Here is a 19,098-nt window from a genome sequence, read left to right as displayed (position 1 = left end):
CCGGAGCGGGGGCGTCCTACGCGGGCCGTGCGGGCTGCTCGGTCCCGGTGGCCGTGGCGGACGGGGTGGCCGTGGTGGCCGGCGCCGCCGTGTGCACCGTCCCGGCCGGTCGGCGGCGCCTGGCCCGTACGAGGCCGTCCTGCCCGTCCCGGGTGCCCGGCACCCCCGGCGCGCCGTCCCGCGCGCCGTGCTGCGTGCCGAGGACGGCGCGGACAGTACGTCCGCCGCGGGAGACGCCCGCGCCGGTCGCCTCGCTGCGGAGCACCGCGGTCGCGCCCGTCAGGACGAGCGCGGCGACGGCGGCGCCGAACACGGCGGAGGCGGTGTCGAGGGAGGTGGCGTCGCTCAGTGCCCCGGCGGCCACCGGCAGCGCCCCGGCCAGCAGATAGCCGCCCGCGGTGAGGGCGGCGTTGGCCTCGGCCAGGCGGGCGGCCGGGACGTCGGAGCTGAGCATGGTCAGGGCGCCGAGCTGGGTCAGGCCCTGTCCGAGCCCGGCGAGGACGGCGGAGACGACGAGCGCGGGGACCGAGGTGGTGCGGACGGCGAGGACGAGCACGGCCATGCTCGCCGTGGTCAGTCCGGCGCCGGTGAGCAGGTCCGTGCGTACCCGCAGCCTGCGTGCGGCGAACTGGATCCCCGTCGCGGCGGCGAACAGGACGAAGATGGTCGCGCCGGAGAGGATCCGGCTGCGGGTGTGCAACAGGTCGGCGAGCAGTGTGGGGCCGAGGGAGAGCACGAATCCGGTCGCCGCGATCGCGGGCGCGAAGACGCCCAGGCCCAGCAGGAGCTGGCCGCGGTTGGCCCGCGGCGCGGAGGGGATGCGCACCAGGCGCCGGGCGGCGCCGGGCGCGGTCGGCTCGGCCCGCGGCGGCAGCGGCATCCGGACCACCACGGCGAGCGCGGCCAGCAGCAGGCCGATCTGGACCAGGAAGACGGTGACCGAGGGGCCGGGCACCAGCTCGGACAGCAGCCCGGCCAGCAGCGGACCGACGGCGGCCCCGCCGACCATGGAGGACGAGGCGATCAGTCCGGCCGTGCGCTTCTGCGTGCGGTCCGCGAGGTCGGAGACGGCCGCCATCCCGGCGGAGAGAAACGCGCCGACCGCGATCCCGCTCAGCAGCCGCGCCACCAGCAGCACGGGCATCGAGTGCGCCGTGGCGAACAGTGCCGAGGCCAGCAGCGCGAGGGCCAGACCGGGAAGCAGCACCGGCTTGCGGCCGTAGCGGTCGGAGAGGGTGCCCGCGACGGTGAGGGTGCCCAGCAGTCCGGCGATGTAGGCGGCGTAGACCGCCGTCAGGGCGGCTGCGGAGAAGCCGATCCGGTCCTGCCACAGGACGTAGAGCGGCGCGGGCTCGTTGGAGAGGGCGAGTACGGCGACGACGGGCCAGGCGGCCGGCCACATCCAGCCCCGTCGGGGGGCGGAGGCGGCCGGCGGAGCGGAAGCGGACATGCGGCAGCTCCTGGGCAGGGGAGGGCAGGGCGAGGGGTACGAGTGGAGTCGTACAAGTAGTACGAGAGAATTCGTACCAGCGTCGAGTAGTACGATGCAAGTCGTACTACTGTGGTCGCGGGTCGCGGGTCGCGGGTAGCGGGTAGCGGTGCGGTCGCCCGCACCGCTACCGACCGCACGCCGCCACGTGACCCCGTCCGCCAGTTGCCGACCACCGAAGGAGGACCCCGTGAGTGACGCGGCCCTCGACCGGGAGTTCCGCATTCCGCCGCCCCCGCCCGGCGCCGAGGTCCCCGAGCCGCTGCCCGAGCCCGGCCGGGACGAGATCCGGCTGGAGGCGGTGATGGCGGCGCTCAGCGACCCGCTCCGGATCGGAGTGGTCCGCAAACTGCTGCTGGAGTCGGTCGACTTCGACCACACCTGCACCTGGTTCGGACTGGAGCGCCCCAAGTCCTCGCTGACCCACCACTTCCGTACCCTGCGCGAGGCGGGCCTCGTCCGGCAGCGCCAGTACGGGCCCTCCCGGCGCAACCAGGTGCGCATCGCGGACCTGGAGGCGCGGTTCCCCGGCCTGCTCGCCCTGATCGCGGACTGGACCCCGGCCGCGTAGTCCTCGCCGCCACCCGGTGCGACCGGGCCGGGCCGGTCGGCGCCTGCGGCTTTCTGGGCGACTCCGCCACGCCTGTGGTGCGGAAGCGGCCCGGCGGGGGCGAGGACGACGAACCGGCGGGGCGGGCAGTGGCCGGGAGGTCTGAGGGAACCGCTTCGGCGCGACGGGCGAAGGACAGGTGAAAGCCCAAGTGTTCGAGCATCGTCCCTTGGACGAGAGGAGCCCCGATGACCGTCCGACCAGGCGTCCGCATCGGCACCTTTGCCGATGCGGAGAGCGACGCCTCAGTGATCGCGCGGTCCCGGGACGAGCCCGAGGCGTTCGCCGCGCTCTTCGACCGGCACGCCGACGCCGTGCACCGCTATGCGGCCCGCCGCCTCGGCGGCGAGGTCGCCGATGACCTCATGGCGGAGACCTTCACCACCGCGTTCCAGCAGCGGCATCGCTACGACCCGGCCCGCGGCGCGGGCGCCGACGCCCGGCCCTGGCTGTTCGGCATAGCGACCAACCTGGTCGGCCGGCATCGGCGGGCCGAAGCCCGCCGATTCAAGGCCATGGCCCGGGTCCCGGCCCCCGCCGACCACGACGAGCCGCTGGCCGACCGGGCCGCGGACCGGGTGGGGGCGCGGGCCGTACGCCGCGAACTGGCGGCGGCGCTGGCCGCGCTGCCCGCTCGGCACCGGGACGTGCTGCTGCTTGTGGCCTGGGGCGGTCTCGGCTACGAGGAGGTGGCCCAGGCCCTCGGTATCCCCGTGGGCACGGTCAGATCACGGCTGCACCGGGCTCGCAGCAAGCTGCGCGAAGCATTGGGCGGATCCGATCCGACGGCACTGCGAGAGGTGTCCGACCATGAATGACGAACTCGAACTCTTGAGGGAATGGGACGCGGACGCGGCCCCGCTCACCGAGCCGGCCCGGGACCGGGCCCGGCACCGGCTGCTCAACGCGATGGCCCACCCGCACCAGCGCACCGGCACCGGCCTCGGCCGCCGCCGTGCACTGCGCCTCGCGGCGGCTGCGGTGGTCGCCACGGCGGTCACGGGGACGGCGGTACTGGTCGGCACGGACGGCTCCGGCGAGGGCGGCGCACCGGGCACCGGCACCCCGCGGACGGAGAACGCCGCCGCGACGGTGCTGAACGGGGCGGCGGCGTGGGAGCGCGAGCAGGAGAAGAAGCCGGTGGCGCCGCGCGACGACCAGTTCATCTACTCGAAGCGGATCATCAAGGAGACGGAGCAGAAGACCGGCAAGATCAAGACCTACACCGACGAGATGTGGGAGTCGGTGGACGCCTCCAAGCGCTCCTTGAGCATGGAACTGGGCCGCGAGATGTGGGAGGAGCCCGCGGGGAAGGGCGAGGGGGTGTGGCCGCCCCGGAAGTGGAGTGAGCTGAAGAAGCTGCCCCAGGACCCGGAGAAACTCATCTCGGCCATCCTCTCCGCCGGCGGCTCCGACGACCGGTCGATGAGCGAGCGTCCCAAGTTCGACCGGTTCCGGGCCTACTTCCTGCTGGGCGAGCTCCTGAAGAACCCGGTGCTTCCCCGGGGGCTGCGCCCCGCTGCGTACGAGGCGCTGGCGCTTGTGCCCGGCGTCGAGACGATCCCGGGAGTGAAGGACTCCGCCGGGCGGCGCGGGGTGGGGGTCGCCTACACCGAGCGCGGGCCCTACGAAGGCAAGTGCCTCATCTTCGACCCGGAGTCGTATGCGTTCCTGGGGTTCCGCGACGAACGGACCTCGACTTCCGGGAAGAAGTACACGCAGTTGTCGCACGTCGTGGAGCGGGGGATCGTCGAACGGGTGAGGCAGCGCCCGTAGGCCGCTGTCCCGCGGCCTGGCCCCGCGGGTCCGCCGGCGGAAGGGTGCCGGCTGTCCCGCGGGCTGCCTCCGGGAGGCCGGCGGGAGCGGCGCCCGGGTGGCTGCTCCGGCACGCAGGCGACACGCTGCACGCGGCCGGCCTCCCGGCCGGGGCGGGAATCCGGTCGGGGTGACACGTCCCGTGGTCAAGGGAGGAGAGGGAGCGTTCGTGGCCGGGGAATGTCCGCCCGCATCCGCCACCGCCGCCTTGCCGGACGCCATGGCCCAAGCTCTCCGGCACCCTGCGACGCCACCAGTGCGACTGCCGTCTCAATTGCCCCCGGTGTCCGCCGCTCCCACCGCGTCCCTGACGAACACCACGCCGTCCATCTCGTCCAACTGGGCCGGGGCGAGCGGGGCGTAGCCGAACCAGGGGGAGACGCGAGGAGCGGGGCGGGGGTCGCCGAGGGCGGTGGCCAGGGTGGCGGGGCCGACGACGCAGGGGTCCCGCGGGAGTGCGTAGAGGAGCCCTTCGAGGGTGTCCGGCGGCGGGGTGTCGACGCCGCGGTGCCGGATCGTGCCGAGGGCGGTGGCCAGGACGGCGTACTCCGTGCCCAGCCGGACCTGCGCGAGCGCGCCGGCGCTCCACCACTCCACCTGCCCCTGCCACATCTGCATCGTGCTCTTCGCGCGCTGGAGGTGGGAGTTGTGCGCGTGGACCAGCACCGGGCCGCGTTCGGCGAGGGCGAGGAGGTTCTCGGCCATCATCGCGTCCCGCAGCCCCACCAGCCGCGTCATCCGGTTCGGCGAGGTGCCGGCCATCGAGGAGTGGTAGCGCAGCAGGCCGGTGGCCGTGCGCGCGTACAGCCGGGCCCGGTCCCAGTCGTCCCGCGAGCTCGCCGCGATCAGCTGGGGGGTCTGCTCGTCCAGCAGCGCCACCAGGTCGTCGGCGAGCAGCCGCAGTTCCCCGGCCGCGGCGCTCCGTCCGAAGGAGCGGGCCGGGTCCAGCATCGTGTCGGGGTGGGTCCAGCGGTCGTCGGAGCCGAGCAGGGTGTCGAGCTTCTCCGCGGTGCAGGGGAGCAGGTCCGCGTCCCCGTGGGCCGCGAGGTAGCCGTGCAGTGCGGTGAGGGCCTGCCGGGGGCTCTGGGGGCCCGTGATCTCCAGCGGGCTGTCGATTCCGGCGAAGCGGACCTGTTCGGCCGCGGGGCGGCCGTCGTTGTGGGCGCGCATCCAGCGTACGAGTGCGCGGTTGGCGGCGGAGGCGCCGCGGTCGTGGCTGAAACCGTGTTCCATGACGTCGTCGAGGGTGCCGGTACCCGTGGTGACGTGGTCGTCCACGACCAGGCCGCGCAGGCAGTCGCTCTCCAGCGCGATCGTCCGGTAGCCCTCCTGCTCGACGAGTTGCCGGAAGAGCGTGTTGCGCACCTCCAGCAGGGAGTCCTCGCCGTGGGTGGGCTCGCCCAGGGCGAGGACCCGGGGCCGGTTCGGGAGCAGCTCCAGGACGGCGGCCGCCTCGACAGCGCGGGCCGCGTCCTTGATATCGGTAACCATGCCATCAACGGTATCGTTGAACCTTCGGTGGAAACTTTCCGTGATATCGCCGCGATATACTCAATTCCATGGGGAGAAACCTTCAAAGCGCGGAGCGGCTCAGGCCGGTCGATCTGGCCCGCGGGCACGGGCTGTCCACGCAGGCGGTCAGGAACTACGAGGCGGACGGCATCCTGCCGCCCGCCGACCGCACCGAGCACGGCTACCGCACCTACACCCCGCTGCACGAGCGGGCCCTGCGCACCTTCCTCGCCCTGCTGCCCGGCCACGGCCACCAGGCGGCGGCCTCGATCATGCGCGCCGTCAACGAGGACGCCGTCGAGGAGGCGCTGGGCCTCGTCGACGAGGCCCACGCCCATCTCCTCGACGACCGGCGGACCCTCCAGGCCGTGGAGAGCGCCCTGCACGACCTGCGGCCCGCCGGGCCGGGCCGCTCCACCGGGCCGGCGGAGGCGACCGGAGCGCCCGGGACCGCGGGCGCCGGAGGCAGGTTCATCGGGCCGCTGGCGGAAGAGCTCGGCATCCGGCCCGCGACGCTGCGCAAATGGGAGGCCGCGGGCCTGGTCAGCCCGCGCCGCGATCCGCACACCGGGTACCGCGTCTACGACGGCGCCGCGGTACGGGACGCCCGGCTCACCCACCAACTCCGGCGGGGCGGCTATCTGCTGGAGCGGATCGCTCCGCTGATCGCCCAGGTGCGGGCGGCCGGTGGGCCGGAGCCGCTGGAGGGCGCGCTGCGCGACTGGCACGGCCGACTGGCCACCCGGGCCCGGGCGCTGCTCTCCGGCGCCGCCGAACTGGACTCCTACCTCGGCGCCCGCGAACGCCGCGGGTGAGGCGGCAGCCGGAACGGGCGACTGCGGCACCGCGTCCGACTCCGCCCCCGAGGCGACGGAGGGGACGGAGGCGTTCCGCTCGGTGTCCGGCGGCGGGCCCGGCGCGGGTCAGGCGGCGGCCGACGCCCGCGCGGACGCCTCGGCGACCGCCCGCGCGAAACCGTCCGGATTCTCCACGGGCATCGGGTGCCCTGCCGCGGGGACGGTCAGGATGTGCGCCCCCGCATCCGCCGCGTCGGCCTCCTCCGGGTAGGGGCGGCTCGACTCCCCGACGAGGAACGCCTTGGGCCCGTCGTACTCCGCGAACACCTGCCCGAGGCCGGGCGAGATGCCGCGCACCAAGCCCACCGCGCTACGGTGGATCGCGAGCGGGTCGGCGGCCCGCAGGGTCGCCAGATAGCCGGGATCGCTCTCCCCGGCCGTGAACTCCGCCATGCCCCGGGTGCCGAACTCCTCCTCCGGCCACGCGGCGATCTTCCTGCTCCACTCCCCGCCGCCCGCCCGCAGATTGGCCTCGGCGAGGACGAGCGCCCCCACCAACTCCGGCCGACGCGCGGCCAGTGCGAGCGCGACCGCGCCGCCCATGGAGTGCCCGACGAGTTCGGCGCCCCGTATGCCCTCCGCTTCCAGCACGGCGGCGACGGTGTCGGCGTGCTCCTCCAGCGTGTAGCCGAAGTGCGCGGGCCGGTCGCTCCAGCCGAAGCCGAGCAGATCCACCAGCAGCGACCGGTGCCCGGTCGCCCGCAGCGCGGGGTGCGCCGCGACCTCCGAGCAGTCGAACGTCGCACTGGCCCCGAGGCCGTGCAGGAAGACCCGCACGCCCTCGCCCTCGCCGGGCAGTTCCGCCCACCGCAGATACGCTTCCGCCCCCGCCGGGCCGACCACTGCCTGCTGCCTCATCCGTCCTCGCTCCCCCGTCGTCCGGCTGTTGCGGGCGCCAGGGACCTCGCGCCTGCCGTCCCGACGGCACGCCTGGATGCGCGCGGACACGCCTGGACGCGCGCGCCGGAGGCGCCCGGCCGGAGTGTCGGGCGGGCGCCGTCCGCCGCGCTCACCGTACGGTCAGCGGGTCGTCTCGGCCATCTCGCCCGGATCGGCGTTGGCGCCGCACAGTACGACGACGACCCGCTCGCCCGGGGACGGCACGTAGGGCGCGCTCTGCCCGTCGGCCCCGTCCGGCGCGGCGACGGCGCCCCGGATCGCGGAGAGTGCGGTGGCGGCCCCGTTCTCCACCGCCAGCCGGTACCGCTCCCACAGCTCCCGGCGGGCCGAGACCACGGCCTCGTCGCTCACCAGCACCGACCGCACATTGCGGGTGCCCGCGGCGGCCAGCGCCATCGAGGAGGCCCGGCGGGCGCCCAGCGAGTCGGCGGCGACGGAGTCCACCGGCACATCGACGACGCGCCCCGCCTCCAGCGCGGCGTTCAGCGCCCGGCACCGCTCGGGTTCCACGGCCACCACCCGGATCCCGTGGTGCTGCGCGGCCGCGGCGACCCCGGCGAACAGGCCGCCGCCGCCCACCGACACCACCACCGTGTCCACGAGGGGTACGTGTGCGCGGATCTCCTCCACCAACGTCCCGGCGCCCGCCGCGATGAGCGGATGGTCGTACGCGTGCGACGCCAGCGCCCCGGTGTCCGCGGCGAACGCCTCGCAGGCCGTCGCGGCGTCGGCGTACTCCGTGCCGACCAGCCGCACATCGGCCCCGTACGCGCGCAGCCGCTCGACCTTCACCTGCGGCGCGGTCTCCGGCAGGAAGACCGTGGCGGGCACGCCCAGTCCGCGCGCGGCCCACGCGCACGCGAGTCCCGCGTTGCCGCCGGAGGCCAGGGTGACGCCCGCCGCGGGGAGTTCCTCCCGCTCCCGGTGCGCGAGCAGGAAGTTGAGCGCGCCCCGGGCCTTGAAACTCCCGGTGTGCTGCATGAACTCCAGAGCGAGGAACAGCTCGAAGTCCGGGGCACCGGACTGGCCCCCGATTGCCGCAGCGCCGACGTCCGCGCGGGCGACCGCGACGGGGCGTACGCCGGTGGCAACCCGGTCGGCTGCGGTCTTGACATCTCCGTAAGAAAGATGGTGCACGGCGCGACTCCTGGACGTGCTCGGACGTGAAGGGACAAACGACTACGTTACGACTACGTTACGACCTCGCGGCCATCGCCCCGTACCCGGCCACCGTCCCGTACCCGGTCGGCACTGGGGCCGCCAGCGCCTCCGGAAGCGGCCGGGCGTGCACCACGACGAGCCCGGAGACCGCCCGGGTCAGCGCGACGTACAGCCGCCGCAGCCCCGTCCGCTCGTCCGGCTCCCCGGCCACGACCGCCGCGGGCTCGTCCAGCACCACGTAGTCGTACTCCAGGCCCTTGGCCAGCGCGGCCGGTACGAGCGTCAACCGGGCCGCCGCGCTGGTCTCCGCACCGGGCGACAGCCAGCCGAGCCCCGCCGCGCGCAGTGCCTCGCGCAGTGCCGGGAGCCGGGCCTCCGCGGCGATCAGCCCGACCGAACCCTCCCGTTCCAGCGCCTCCCGGCACGCGTCCACCACCATCCGGTCGGCCGCCGCGCCGGGTCCGTCCGCGCCGCCGGGGACGGGCCGCACGGCGAAGTCCCCCGGCGACTCCCGCACGGAGGTCGCGGGCCGCAGCCCCGGTGCGATGTCGGGCAGCAGCCGCGACGCGTACGCGATCACCTCCCGCGGCACCCGGAACCCCTCGGTCAACTCCTCCACCACGGCGCCCGGTTTCCCCAGGTGTTCCAGGGCGGCCTCCCAGCTCTCGGTCGCCCACGGCGTGGTGCCCTGCGCCAGGTCGCCCAGCACCGTCGCCGACCCGGTCGAACAGCGCCGGCCCACCGCGCGGTACTGCATCGCGGAGAGGTCCTGGGCCTCGTCCAGCACCACATGCCCCAGCGAAGGCGTCCGCTGCACGGCGTCCGCGGCCTCGTCCACCAGCACCGCGTCCGCTGCCGACCAGCGGGCGCTCCGGACACCGCGCGGCGCCTTCTCCCACAGGACCGCCCGCTGCTCCTCGGCGGTCAGCAGCCCCTCCGCCTGTTCGGCGAGGAACTCCGCGTCGGACAGCAGCCGCAGCACGACCTTGGCCGGATCGACGGGCGGCCACACCTGCCGCACCACCGCCTTCACGGCGGCGTTCCGTGCCACCGCGTCCTGCACCCGGTCGTCGGGCGCCTCACCGGCCTGTTCCATCCGCACCAGCACGGCGTGCGCGATCCGCTGCGGCAGCGCCTCCCGGCCCGCCCCGTACCGCAGGCCGCGCCCCAGCAACTCCTCGACCAGTTCCGCGATCTCGTGCGCGGGGATCCGCCAGCGCCGCGAGCCGCGCACCACCACGCACGGCTCCGCCGGAAGCGGACGCACCCCCGCGCGCACCGCCCGGCGCAGTACCCGGGCCATCCGCGCGTCGCCCTTGAGCCGGGCGGCCTCCGCGCCGTCGACCGCCCGCACGGGGACGTCGGGCCGCGCCACCAGCGCCTCCACCGTCGTCTGCCGCACGGCCACCTCGCCCAGCGCGGGCAGCACCTGCTCGATGTAGCGCAGGAAGGAGTCGTTCGGGCCGATCACCAGGGTGCCGGTACGGGCCAGTTGCTCGCGGTGCGCGTACAGCAGATAGGCGACGCGGTGCAGACCGACCGCCGTCTTGCCCGTCCCCGGGGCGCCCTGCACGCACACCGTCCCCTCGATCCCGGCCCGGACGATCTCGTCCTGCTCGGGCTGGATCGTCGCGACGATGTCCCGCATGGGCCCCACCCGGGGGCGCTCGATCTCGGCCTGGAGCAGCGCGCCGGTACGCCGTGCCCCCGGTGCGCCCTGCTCCGGCACGTCCGGTTGCGGTCCGTCGGTGCTCGGCGGCGCGGCGAGCCGCTCGTCCTCGTAGGCGGTCAGCTCACCGCCCGTGTACCCGAAGCGGCGCCGCAGCGCCACGCCCTGCGGGTCGGCGGGGGAGGCGCGGTAGAAGGGCTGCGAGACCGGCGCCCGCCAGTCGATGACCATGGGATCGCCGTCCGCGTCGTGCACATGCCGCCGGCCGATGTGGAAGACCTGCCCGTCCGCGCGGTCCAGCCGACCGAAGAACAGCGGCGTGTGCGCGAGATCGGCCAGCGCCGCGATCCGGGCCTCGATCCCCGCGGCGAGCGCCTCGGCGTTCACCCAGTTCGCGGTCACGTCGCGGATGTCGAGCGCCTCGGCGTCGGCCCGCATCGCACGCAGCGCGGCACGCGAGGCCGCCAGATGGGCCCGCTCACGTGCGAGCGGCCCGCCGGACGCGGGGCCGCCGCCGGGCGCGGGACCGCCGGGCGGCTGCCGGACGCCGGGCCCGTCGCCGGGCTCGGCCCCGGTTCCGGCGCCGGCATCGGGCACGCCGCCGGCATCGGGTACGTCGCCGGGTCCGGGCCCGGGTGCGGAGCTGTCGGTCATCGGGCGGCCTCCAAGAAGCACGGGCGCCCGCGAACCGCACGCCGGGCAGCACGTGGCCGGCCCCCGCGGCCCGACGGGCGCGCGTCCCGGACGGGACGGGAGGAGGCGGGACGCACGGGCTCGGCACGTGGGCACGGGCGTACGGACGGACAGGTCTGCGCGGCACCGCCCGCGGATCCGCGGACACGGATCCGGGTACGGGGCCACGCGTGAGCCCGACCGGTTTCCGTGCGGCGGGCGCCTCGCGCCGAGCAGGGCGCCGAGGGGGGCAGACCGGCGATTGTAGCCACCGTCCGACGAGCGGGCGACCGCTTTTCCGGGTCCGGGACCCGGCAGCGGGCACCCGGGAGCGGACGGTTCCGTGTGCTGTCCGGCGGCGGCGCGGGCGGAGGCGTTTCGGTCTCCGGGCGGTGACTCGATTAGGGTCGACGCCCGGCGGCAATCAACGGCGATCCGGGACGACCCGTCCTCCCGGTGGCGAGGAGGCGGCACGGGTGACTGGCAGCGGCGCCCCGCGTACCGGGCCCGCGCACGCCGCGAACCCACCCCCGGCACCCGCCCCCGCCGCAGGCGCGCGCTCCGCCGCGCCACCCGTGGCCGTGCGGCCCGCCCCGCGCGCCGTCCGGCACCCAACCCGCCGCGCCGTACGGGCCCGTCTCCTCGCGGCACGCGCCCGGCTCCGTGCCGTACGTGCCCGCCCCGCCTCGCCGCGTGCCGCGGCCGTGCTGCCGCCGCCCGCCCGCGCACCGGCCGACGCCGCCCGGCCGGACCGTACCCGTACCCGTACCCGTACCGCCCGGCCGGCCGGACCGTACCCGTCCGGCCCCCCGACGCCGGGCGCGGCGGCGCCGGACCGCTCCGGAACGCTGACACCGCGCTCCCGCCGGGCAAGAATCAGCAGGGGCGGCCGGACCGAGCCGCCGACCGTCCGCCCGGCAGAGCCCCACGCCGGTACGGACCGGGGACGACGACCCCGCAGCAGCAGCCCCCGGAGACCGGAGGACCGACGGGTGGCAGGGGCAGCACGGGTACGACGGACAGCCCTCCGGCCGGTCCCGCCGACAGGCACCCCGCCGACAGGCGCCGGGACGGCCGCCGACCAGAGCGTGAAGAGGCCCGAGGAGGCCGGTGTGCGAAGCACCATGCAGGACATCCCGCTGACCGTGAACCGACTCCTCGTGCACGGCGCGTTCGCGCACGGGACCGCCCGGGTGACCACCTGGACGGGGACCACGGGCGGTGCCGAGCCCGACCGTCGCACGTTCCTCGACACGGGCGTCCGTGCCGTCCAGCTCGCCGCCGCCCTGCACGACGACTTCGACGTCGCGCCCGGGGACACCGTCGCCACCCTGATGGCCAACACCGCCGACCACCTGGAGGCGTATCTGGCCGTCCCCTCGATGGGCGCCGTCCTGCACACCCTCGACCCGTGGCTGCCGGCCGACCAGCTCGTCGCCGCCGCGGTGCGCGGCGGCGCGCGGGTGCTGATCACCGACCCGACGGGGCTCGCGCCGCTGGCCTCCGTGCTGCCCCGGCTCGGCCATCTGCGGCATGTGATCGTCGCGGGTGGCAACGACTCCGCTGCCGTCGTCAGCGGCGGTACCGCCTACGGCGCCGAGGTCCACGACTACGAGGAGCTGATCACCGACCGGCGCAGACACTACGACTGGCCCGCGGTCGACGAGCGCGACGCGGCGGTGCTCTGCCACGCCGCGTCCGAGGACGGCACCGCGCCACGCGGAGTCGCCTACAGCCACCGCGCCCTCTACCTGCATGCCCTCCAGGCGCAGACCCCGCAGGCGTACGGCATCGGCGAGGACGATCTGGTGCTGCCCGTCGTGCCGATGTCCCGGATGCTGGCCTGGGGGCTCCCCTACGCCGCGTTCGCCGGCGGCGCCTCGCTGCTGCTGCCCGGCACCTACGACCAGCCCGCGCCGCTCGCCGAGATGGCAGAGCGGGAGCGGCCCACGCTCGCGGTCGCCGACCCGGCCGTGTGGGACGGCATGCTGGAGGAGTTGGCCGCCCACCCCCGGGACCTGTCCTCGCTGCGGGAGGCCGTGGTGGTCGGCGGCCCCGGTGCGGAGCCCGGCGGGACGCTGCTGGCGCAGGAGCTGCGCTGGCGGCACGGCATCAGCGCGGCGGCGGCCTGGGGAGCGCCCGAGACGCTCTCCCCGGCGTGCGTGGCCCGGCCCGCCGCCGGCCACTACCGCTTCCCCGCCTCGGTCGAATACGGCGTCACCGGGCCCGACCAGCGGCCGCTGCCCTGGGACGGGCAGTCCGAGGGCGAGCTGCTGCTGCGCGGCCCGTGGATCACCGCCTGCTACGTCGAGGACGCGGCGCCGCTGCAGGAGGGCTGGTTGCGTACCGGCGAGACGGCGGCGATCACCCCGGACGGCCGCGTCGCGATGAAGCCCCCCGAGGCACCCTCCCCGGAAGGCCGCTGACGCCGCGGGAGCCACCGCCTGTGCGGGGCCCGCCCGTGCGGTGCCCCGCCGCGGTGTCGGGACCGGCCGCAGGGGGTCTCCGCCCGGCCCCCGGCGCCCTACACCCCGTCCGGCTTCTCGGCGCTGCCCGCACTCCCGGTGCCCTCCGGGCCCGAGGCGAGCAGGTCGACCGAGTCCACGATCCGGTAGGCGTACCCCTGCTCGGCGAGGAAGCGCTGGCGGTGGGCGGCGAAGTCCTGGTCGATGGTGTCGCGGGCGACCACCGAGTAGAAGCGGGCCTCGTGTCCGTCCGCCTTCGGCCGCAGTACCCGGCCCAGCCGCTGGGCCTCCTCCTGCCGGGAGCCGAAGGTCCCGGAGACCTGTATGGCCACGGTCGCCTCGGGCAGATCGATGGAGAAGTTGGCGACCTTCGAGACGACCAGGCAGTTCAGCTCGCCCGCACGGAAGGCGTCGAAGAGCTTCTCGCGCTGCGCGTTGGTGGTGTCGCCCTTGATGACCGGCGCCCCGATGTGCTCGCCCAACTCGTCGAGCTGGTCGATGTACTGGCCGATGACCAGCGTCTGCTGGCCCGCGTGCCGGCGCACCAGCGCCTCGGTCACCCGCCGCTTGGAGTCGGTGGTCGCGCAGAAGCGGTACTTCTCCTCCGGCTCCGCCGTCGCGTAGGCCAGCCGTTCGGAGTCGGTGAGGCTGACGCGGACCTCGACGCAGTCGGCGGGGGCGATGTAGCCCTGGTTCTCGATCTCCTTCCAGGGCGCGTCGAACCGCTTGGGGCCGATGAGCGAGAACACGTCGGACTCGCGCCCGTCCTCCCGCACCAGCGTCGCCGTCAGCCCGAGCCGGCGGCGGGCCTGGAGGTCGGCGGTGAACTTGAAGACCGGGGCCGGCAGCAGATGCACCTCGTCGTAGACGATCAGGCCCCAGTCGCGGGAGTCGAACAGCTCCAGATGCGGGTAGACGCCCTTCCGCTTCGTGGTGATCACCTGGTAGGTGGCGATGGTGACGGGGCGGATCTCCTTCCGCGTCCCGCTGTACTCGCCGATCTCGTCCTCGGTCAGCGAGGTGCGCCGCACCAGTTCGTGCTTCCACTGGCGGGCCGAGACCGTGTTGGTGACCAGGATCAGCGTCGTCGCCTGCGCTTTGGCCATCGCCCCGGCGCCCACCAGCGTCTTGCCGGCACCGCAGGGCAGGACGACGACACCGGAGCCGCCGTGCCAGAAGCCCTCCACCGCCTGCTGCTGGTAGGGGCGCAGCGACCAGTCCTCCTCCTCCAGCTCGATGCGGTGCGCCTCGCCGTCCACGTACCCGGCCAGGTCCTCGGCGGGCCAGCCCAGCTTCAGCAGCACCTGCTTGATCTGACCGCGCTCGGACGGGTGCACGGCCACCGAGTCCGGGTCGATCCGCTCGCCCACCAGCGGCTGGATCTTCTTCGAGCGCAGCACCTCCTCCAGCACCGGCCGGTCGGTGCTCGTCAGCACCAGGCCGTGCGTGGGGTGCTTGCTGAGCGAGAGCCTGCCGTAGCGGGCCATCGTCTCGGCGATGTCCACCAGCAGCGCGTGCGGCACCGGGTAGCGCGCGTACTCCACCAGCGCGTCCACCACCTGCTCGGCGTCGTGCCCGGCGGCCCGCGCGTTCCACAGCCCCAGCGGCGTCACCCGGTAGGTGTGCATGTGCTCCGGAGCCCGCTCCAGCTCCGCGAACGGCGCGATGGCCCTCCGGCACGCCTCGGCCAGCTCGTGATCGACTTCGAGCAGCAGCGTCTTGTCGCTCTGCACGATCAGGGGGCCACCGTTCACGCGTCACCCTTTCGACGTTCGGTTCTGCGGGCCAAACGTCCAGTGTGCCTCAGCCCGGCGGCGGACCGGGCCCACAGTGCTGCGCACCTCACCCGCGGACGCGGCCTCGCCCGCCGGACGCGGGAAGCCCGTGCCGGCCCCTGCCCCCGCCGCCGACGGGCGGTCAGCCCTCCGCCACCTCCGCGACGCCCGTGATGCGGTGCAGGGGATAGGTGCGGACCTCCTCCGCGGTGTGGTCGTAGCCGGTGACGAAGCCGCCCTCGACCTTCACCGGGGCGATGACGCGTTGCGAGGCGGCGCCGTCGGCGTTGACGTAGCCGATCCACACCGGGGTGCCGGAGAGGGTGGCGGACTGCATCGTGGCGAGGGTCTCGGCCATGACGGTGCGCGGCGGGCCGCCGACGGGTGGTGCGGTGGCGGGGGCCTTCGGCTTGTGGGTCAGGGTGGCGGCGTGGTCGCCGGCCCGGATGGCGCGAACGGCGGCCGCCAGCAGCGGCCCGTCGGGCGGAGGCGGGCCCTCCGGCACCGGCTCGGGCGGGGTGCGGGGCGGTGCGCGGTGCGCGTCCGGGCGCGCCAGCAGCACATCGCCCTCGGCGGACTCGGCCGCGGGCGTGTAGCCCGCCTCCCGCAGCTTCGCCAGGAGCTGGTCCGGCGGGGCGGGCGAGGCCAGCACCGTGGGGGCGAGCCTGCGCAGCCGCAGCGGCGCCGAGCGGCGGTCGGCGAGAAGCTCGGTGAGCAGGGCGTCGTCGTCGCAGCGCACGTACGAGGAGGCGGCCCCCACCCGCACCTGTCCGTGGCGGCGGGCCACGTCGTCGACCAGGTAGGTCAGCGGCTGCGGCACCGGCGTACTGGAGTGCTCGGCGAGGAAGGCGTGCAGGTCGGCGGCGGTGCGTCCGGTGTCCAGGGCGCGGCGCACCGAACCGGGAGTGAAGCGGTAGACCGTGGCCCCGCCCTTGGACTCCACATCCGCCAGCACGGCCAGGAACGCCGCGAGCTCGCGCTCCAGCGGCCCGGGCGCCACGGCGGTCAGGTCCGCCTGCAACAGGACCTCGGTCAGGGGTTCGGGGAGGTGCGGGGCGAGCTGTGCGGCGACGGCCCGCACGGCCTCGCCGGTGGCTCCGGGCGCCCGGTGCGCCGCCCCGCCGTCCTGCTCCGCGACCAGCAGCGGGCGTACGTAGGAGGCGAGGGCGCCCCGGCCGGTCACCCCCAGGGTCTCCGCCTCGTCCAGCGCCCAGTCGAGGAGCCGGGACCGCAGCTGCCGTCCGCCGTCGCCCTCGCCCGTCCCGGCGGCCGCTGCCGAAGGCTGCCCCGGCGGCTGTCCCGGCGGCTGCCCTGCGGGCTGCCCCGCGCGGGCCGCCGCCCGGTTGCCGAGCAGGGGGCGCTCCCAGCGAAGCCGGTCGCGCAGCGTGTCCCGGTCCGGGGCCGACCCGGGCGCCAGTTCGGCGAGCCGGGAGAGGGCGCGCTGCCGCACCTCGGGGGCCGGGCCGCGGTCCAGTCCGGGGCCCAGCGGCGCCAGATTCCGGCCCCGCGGATCCCGCTCGCCCACCAGCCCGGCCGTGCGGGTCGCCGCGTACCAGGCCGCGGCGAGCGCCGCCCACCGCTCGGCGGGTGCGGCCCGGAGCCAGTCGTCGTAGGCGGGGGTCGGCGCGTACACCTCGTCGGCCGCACCGTCCGAGGCCACCAGCCCGGCCACGTACGCCAGCTCGATCCAGCCCGCGGCGGCCGGTTCGGACACATCCAGCGCGGCGGCGGTCCGCTTCAGGTCGCGGACGCCCAGTCCGCCCGCGCGCAGCACCGGTGGCGGTTCCGCCTCCCAGAGCCCCAGCAGCTCCTCGACGGTCGCCACCGAGGCCATCGCCTGCCCGGCCGCCGTGGCGTCCACGGTCGCCGGCTCGTAGGCGCGCGCCACCTCGACCCGGGGCGCGGCCGGCTCCAGCACCCGGTGCGCCCGGCCGCCGCGCAGGTGCAGGGCGACCTCCCGGGGCAGGACGACACTGCCGGGCGCACCGGGGCCGCCGCCCGGCTCGGCGCCGGTCGGTACCAGCAGGGCGCGGTCCAGCAGCCAGCGGACCGCCGGTGGCGGTGCCGCCAGGTCGACCGTGCCGTAGGGCGGCCCCCACTCCAGCTTCCGCAGCACCGCCTCGGCCCCTTCGGGGGCCCCGGCGAGCAGCTCCGTCATCCGGCCGGGGTCGTCGAACAGTGCCGTCAGCGCGGCCAGCGCGCTGACCGGGTCGTGGGTGCCCGCCAGTCCCGCCGCGGCCAGCATCTCCTGCAGCCGGGAGGGCGCGGGCTTGGCCGGTCCGGCCGCCGCCACCGCCTCCGCGAGCGTGGGCCCCAGTCCGGTGGGGGAGGGCGAGGTGAGCAGTTCCCGCGCGGTGCGGACGAGCCGTGGCCGCTCCGGAGGGCCCCACACCAGGGCGCGGGCCCGCAGCTCGTCGAGCGCCGGGCGCAGCCGTGCGGCCGCCTCCGCACCGGGGAGCAGCCGGGCCAGTGCGGCCTCGGCCGCGGCCGCGCCCTCCTGGGGTGCCGTCCGGGGCGGCGGGGGAGCGCCGGGGGCGACCGCCAGTGCTTCGGCGGTCTGCAGCGTGAACCGGTCCAGGTGCTCCAGCGCCCGGACGACGGAGGCGCGGGTGCCCGCCCGGGTGGCGAGCTGGGTGAGGTCGCCCGGAACGGGGGAGAGGAGGTCGGGGCGGGCACGCAGCAGCGCGGCCAGCGCGCTGTCGTCCCGCGCGCGGAGGTCCTCCGCGAGGGTGCGGGGCCCGGACGCCGACGACCCCGGCGGCGCGTCCGGCGGTGCGGAAGAGCCCCCGTTGTGCTCACTGCTCATCCTCCCCACGGTAGCGGCACGCGGCTCCGCCGGGCCGGGTACCGCTTCGGCCGGGCGGGCTGCCGGGCGCCCCGGGACCGCTTCCTCGGGCCGGAGCGGGACGTTCCGCCGAACGGCGGGCGCCGCACCGGCCGGTACTCCCTTACGGGCGGGTGCGCGCGGTACCGTCTGTGCGGAGGGCTTGAAGGGCTTGAAGGGCTTGAAGGGCTTGAAGGGCTAGTGGGCTGCGGGGACTTGGTGGGGATCGAGAGCGATCAGCTTGTCTTCGACTATCTGAGCCGGGTCGGGGACCTGGCGCACAGTACGCGGATGACGGCTGCCGAACGGGCCAAGCTCGTCGGCGGGTTGCGCGGCGAGATCGACCGGGCGCGGGCCGCCGAGGGCGGCGCGGTGACCAAGGCCGCCGTGCGGAAGATCCTGGACCGCTTCGGCCGCCCCGAGGACGTGGTGGCCTCCGCGAACGGTGGTGAGGTCCCCCGGCCCGCGGCGCCGACGCCGTCCGAGGCGGCGGTGGACGGCGGGAGCGGCGCGGGCCCGCAGGTGCCGCGGACCTCCGGAGCGGAGCCGTCGGTGCCCTCGCTGCCCGCCCAGCGCACCCGCGGCGGAACTCCCACCGCCGCGTTCGGCGCCTCCTCGCCGCACCTCGCGAGCCTCGACGAACTGGGGCCCGAGGATTCCGACCCCGACTGGTGGCGGGTCGACCCCGGCCCGTTCGGCACCGGCCCCGGCGGCACCAACGCCGTGGCGGCCGGGGAGCCGGTGCCCGGCTTCGTCGGCGGGATCGAACTGCCGGAGGTCCTCAAGCCGCCGCCGGGGGACGCCCCGGAGGCGCCCGGCGCGCCCGCGCCGACCGGGCAGGCCCCGGTGGCCCCGCAGGGGGCTCCGCCCGCCGAGCCGGCTCCGGCGACCGCTCCCGGGCTGGGCGTGGCCGTGCTGCTGGGGCGGCGGCTGCGCGGCAAGGGCGGCCCCGGGCGGGGCGGCGTGGTCGAGTGGGCCGCTGTGGTGCTGCTGGTGGCGGGTGCCGTGTTCGGTTCCCTGATTCCGCTGGCCCTGGGATGGCTGGCGGCCTGGTGGTCGCCCAAGCTGAGCGGCAGCGAGGGCAAGTGGGCTGCTCTGGGCATGCCCGGCCTGGTGGTGGCCGGTACGGGGGTGTGGCTCTGGGGGCGGGCGGACGGCCGGTGGGGCGAGCCGCTCGCCGAGGGCAGCGAGGCGCTGAGCGGAGCGATCGGTGACGCCTTTCCGGTGCTGCTGCGCCTGGCGGCGGTGGCCAGTGCCCTCTATCTGGTGTGGCGCGCCCGGCGGCCGGCACCGGAGTGAGAGCCCCGCGCCGGGCGCGCGGACGGCTGAGCCCGCGCCGGACGGCTGCT

At 75.9% G+C, this 19,098-nt stretch carries 13 protein-coding genes; 6 read left to right on the top strand and 7 right to left on the bottom strand.

All coding sequences use genetic code 11. The features are described 5' to 3' along the window. Nucleotides 1-16: 16 nt before the first annotated feature. Nucleotides 17-1,450, bottom strand: coding sequence for an MFS transporter (locus ACFYMO_RS30135; protein WP_366771208.1), 1,434 nt, complete (start codon nucleotides 1,448-1,450; stop codon nucleotides 17-19). Between the two features lie 229 nt (nucleotides 1,451-1,679). On the opposite strand from ACFYMO_RS30135, the gene ACFYMO_RS30130 reads away from it, so the two are divergent. From ACFYMO_RS30130 to ACFYMO_RS30120, 3 genes are all read left to right on the top strand, one after another. Further along, complete coding sequence (locus ACFYMO_RS30130) at nucleotides 1,680-2,060, top strand: ArsR family transcriptional regulator (protein WP_366771207.1); 381 nt, start codon at nucleotides 1,680-1,682, stop codon at nucleotides 2,058-2,060. 227 nt (nucleotides 2,061-2,287) lie between these two features. After that, the gene (locus ACFYMO_RS30125; protein WP_366771206.1) at nucleotides 2,288-2,917 is read left to right on the top strand and encodes an RNA polymerase sigma factor; all 630 of its coding nucleotides are present in this window, start codon (nucleotides 2,288-2,290) and stop codon (nucleotides 2,915-2,917) included. Beyond that, a complete protein-coding gene (locus tag ACFYMO_RS30120; protein WP_366771205.1) occupies nucleotides 2,910-3,875 on the top strand; it encodes a CU044_5270 family protein in 966 nt (321 codons plus the stop codon). Before ACFYMO_RS30125 ends, ACFYMO_RS30120 begins: the two co-directional genes overlap by 8 nt. A gap of 309 nt (nucleotides 3,876-4,184) precedes the next feature. Here the strand turns inward: ACFYMO_RS30120 and ACFYMO_RS30115 are convergent, their stop codons facing one another. Beyond that, nucleotides 4,185-5,405, bottom strand: coding sequence for an erythromycin esterase family protein (locus ACFYMO_RS30115; RefSeq protein WP_366771204.1), 1,221 nt, complete (start codon nucleotides 5,403-5,405; stop codon nucleotides 4,185-4,187). A 68-nt stretch (nucleotides 5,406-5,473) separates the two neighbouring features. On the opposite strand from ACFYMO_RS30115, the gene ACFYMO_RS30110 reads away from it, so the two are divergent. Further along, nucleotides 5,474-6,241 (top strand): TioE family transcriptional regulator, encoded by a 768-nt coding sequence (locus ACFYMO_RS30110; protein WP_366771203.1) that lies wholly within the window; start codon nucleotides 5,474-5,476, stop codon nucleotides 6,239-6,241. 108 nt (nucleotides 6,242-6,349) lie between these two features. Here ACFYMO_RS30110 and ACFYMO_RS30105 read toward each other — a convergent pair whose 3' ends face one another. The 3 genes from ACFYMO_RS30105 to ACFYMO_RS30095 all read right to left on the bottom strand — a co-directional run bounded on the left by ACFYMO_RS30105 (nucleotide 6,350) and on the right by ACFYMO_RS30095 (nucleotide 10,667). Next, a complete protein-coding gene (locus tag ACFYMO_RS30105) occupies nucleotides 6,350-7,141 on the bottom strand; it encodes an alpha/beta fold hydrolase (RefSeq protein ID WP_366771202.1) in 792 nt (263 codons plus the stop codon). A gap of 162 nt (nucleotides 7,142-7,303) precedes the next feature. Next, nucleotides 7,304-8,320: a serine/threonine dehydratase gene (locus ACFYMO_RS30100; RefSeq protein WP_388550349.1), complete on the bottom strand. Its 1,017-nt coding sequence runs from the start codon at nucleotides 8,318-8,320 to the stop codon at nucleotides 7,304-7,306. Between the two features lie 58 nt (nucleotides 8,321-8,378). Then, entirely contained in the window at nucleotides 8,379-10,667 is a 2,289-nt protein-coding gene (locus ACFYMO_RS30095; protein WP_366771200.1) for an ATP-binding domain-containing protein, read from the bottom strand. Between the two features lie 1,130 nt (nucleotides 10,668-11,797). Here ACFYMO_RS30095 and ACFYMO_RS30090 point away from each other — a divergent pair. After that, complete coding sequence (locus ACFYMO_RS30090; RefSeq protein ID WP_366771199.1) at nucleotides 11,798-13,111, top strand: AMP-binding protein; 1,314 nt, start codon at nucleotides 11,798-11,800, stop codon at nucleotides 13,109-13,111. 98 nt (nucleotides 13,112-13,209) lie between these two features. On the opposite strand, the gene ACFYMO_RS30085 is transcribed toward ACFYMO_RS30090, so the two are convergent. Continuing rightward, nucleotides 13,210-14,904: a DNA repair helicase XPB gene (locus tag ACFYMO_RS30085; protein WP_388550345.1), complete on the bottom strand. Its 1,695-nt coding sequence runs from the start codon at nucleotides 14,902-14,904 to the stop codon at nucleotides 13,210-13,212. 163 nt (nucleotides 14,905-15,067) lie between these two features. Then, complete coding sequence (locus ACFYMO_RS30080; RefSeq protein WP_366771180.1) at nucleotides 15,068-17,731, bottom strand: helicase-associated domain-containing protein; 2,664 nt, start codon at nucleotides 17,729-17,731, stop codon at nucleotides 15,068-15,070. 237 nt (nucleotides 17,732-17,968) lie between these two features. Between ACFYMO_RS30080 and ACFYMO_RS30075 the strand changes: the two genes are divergently transcribed. Continuing rightward, entirely contained in the window at nucleotides 17,969-19,048 is a 1,080-nt protein-coding gene (locus tag ACFYMO_RS30075) for a hypothetical protein (RefSeq protein ID WP_388550342.1), read from the top strand. Nucleotides 19,049-19,098: the final 50 nt, after the last annotated feature.

This window comes from Streptomyces sp. NPDC007025 (genome assembly GCF_042869455.1).
Lineage (GTDB): Bacteria > Actinomycetota > Actinomycetes > Streptomycetales > Streptomycetaceae > Streptomyces.
This window is presented reverse-complemented; position numbering and strand designations above follow the sequence as displayed.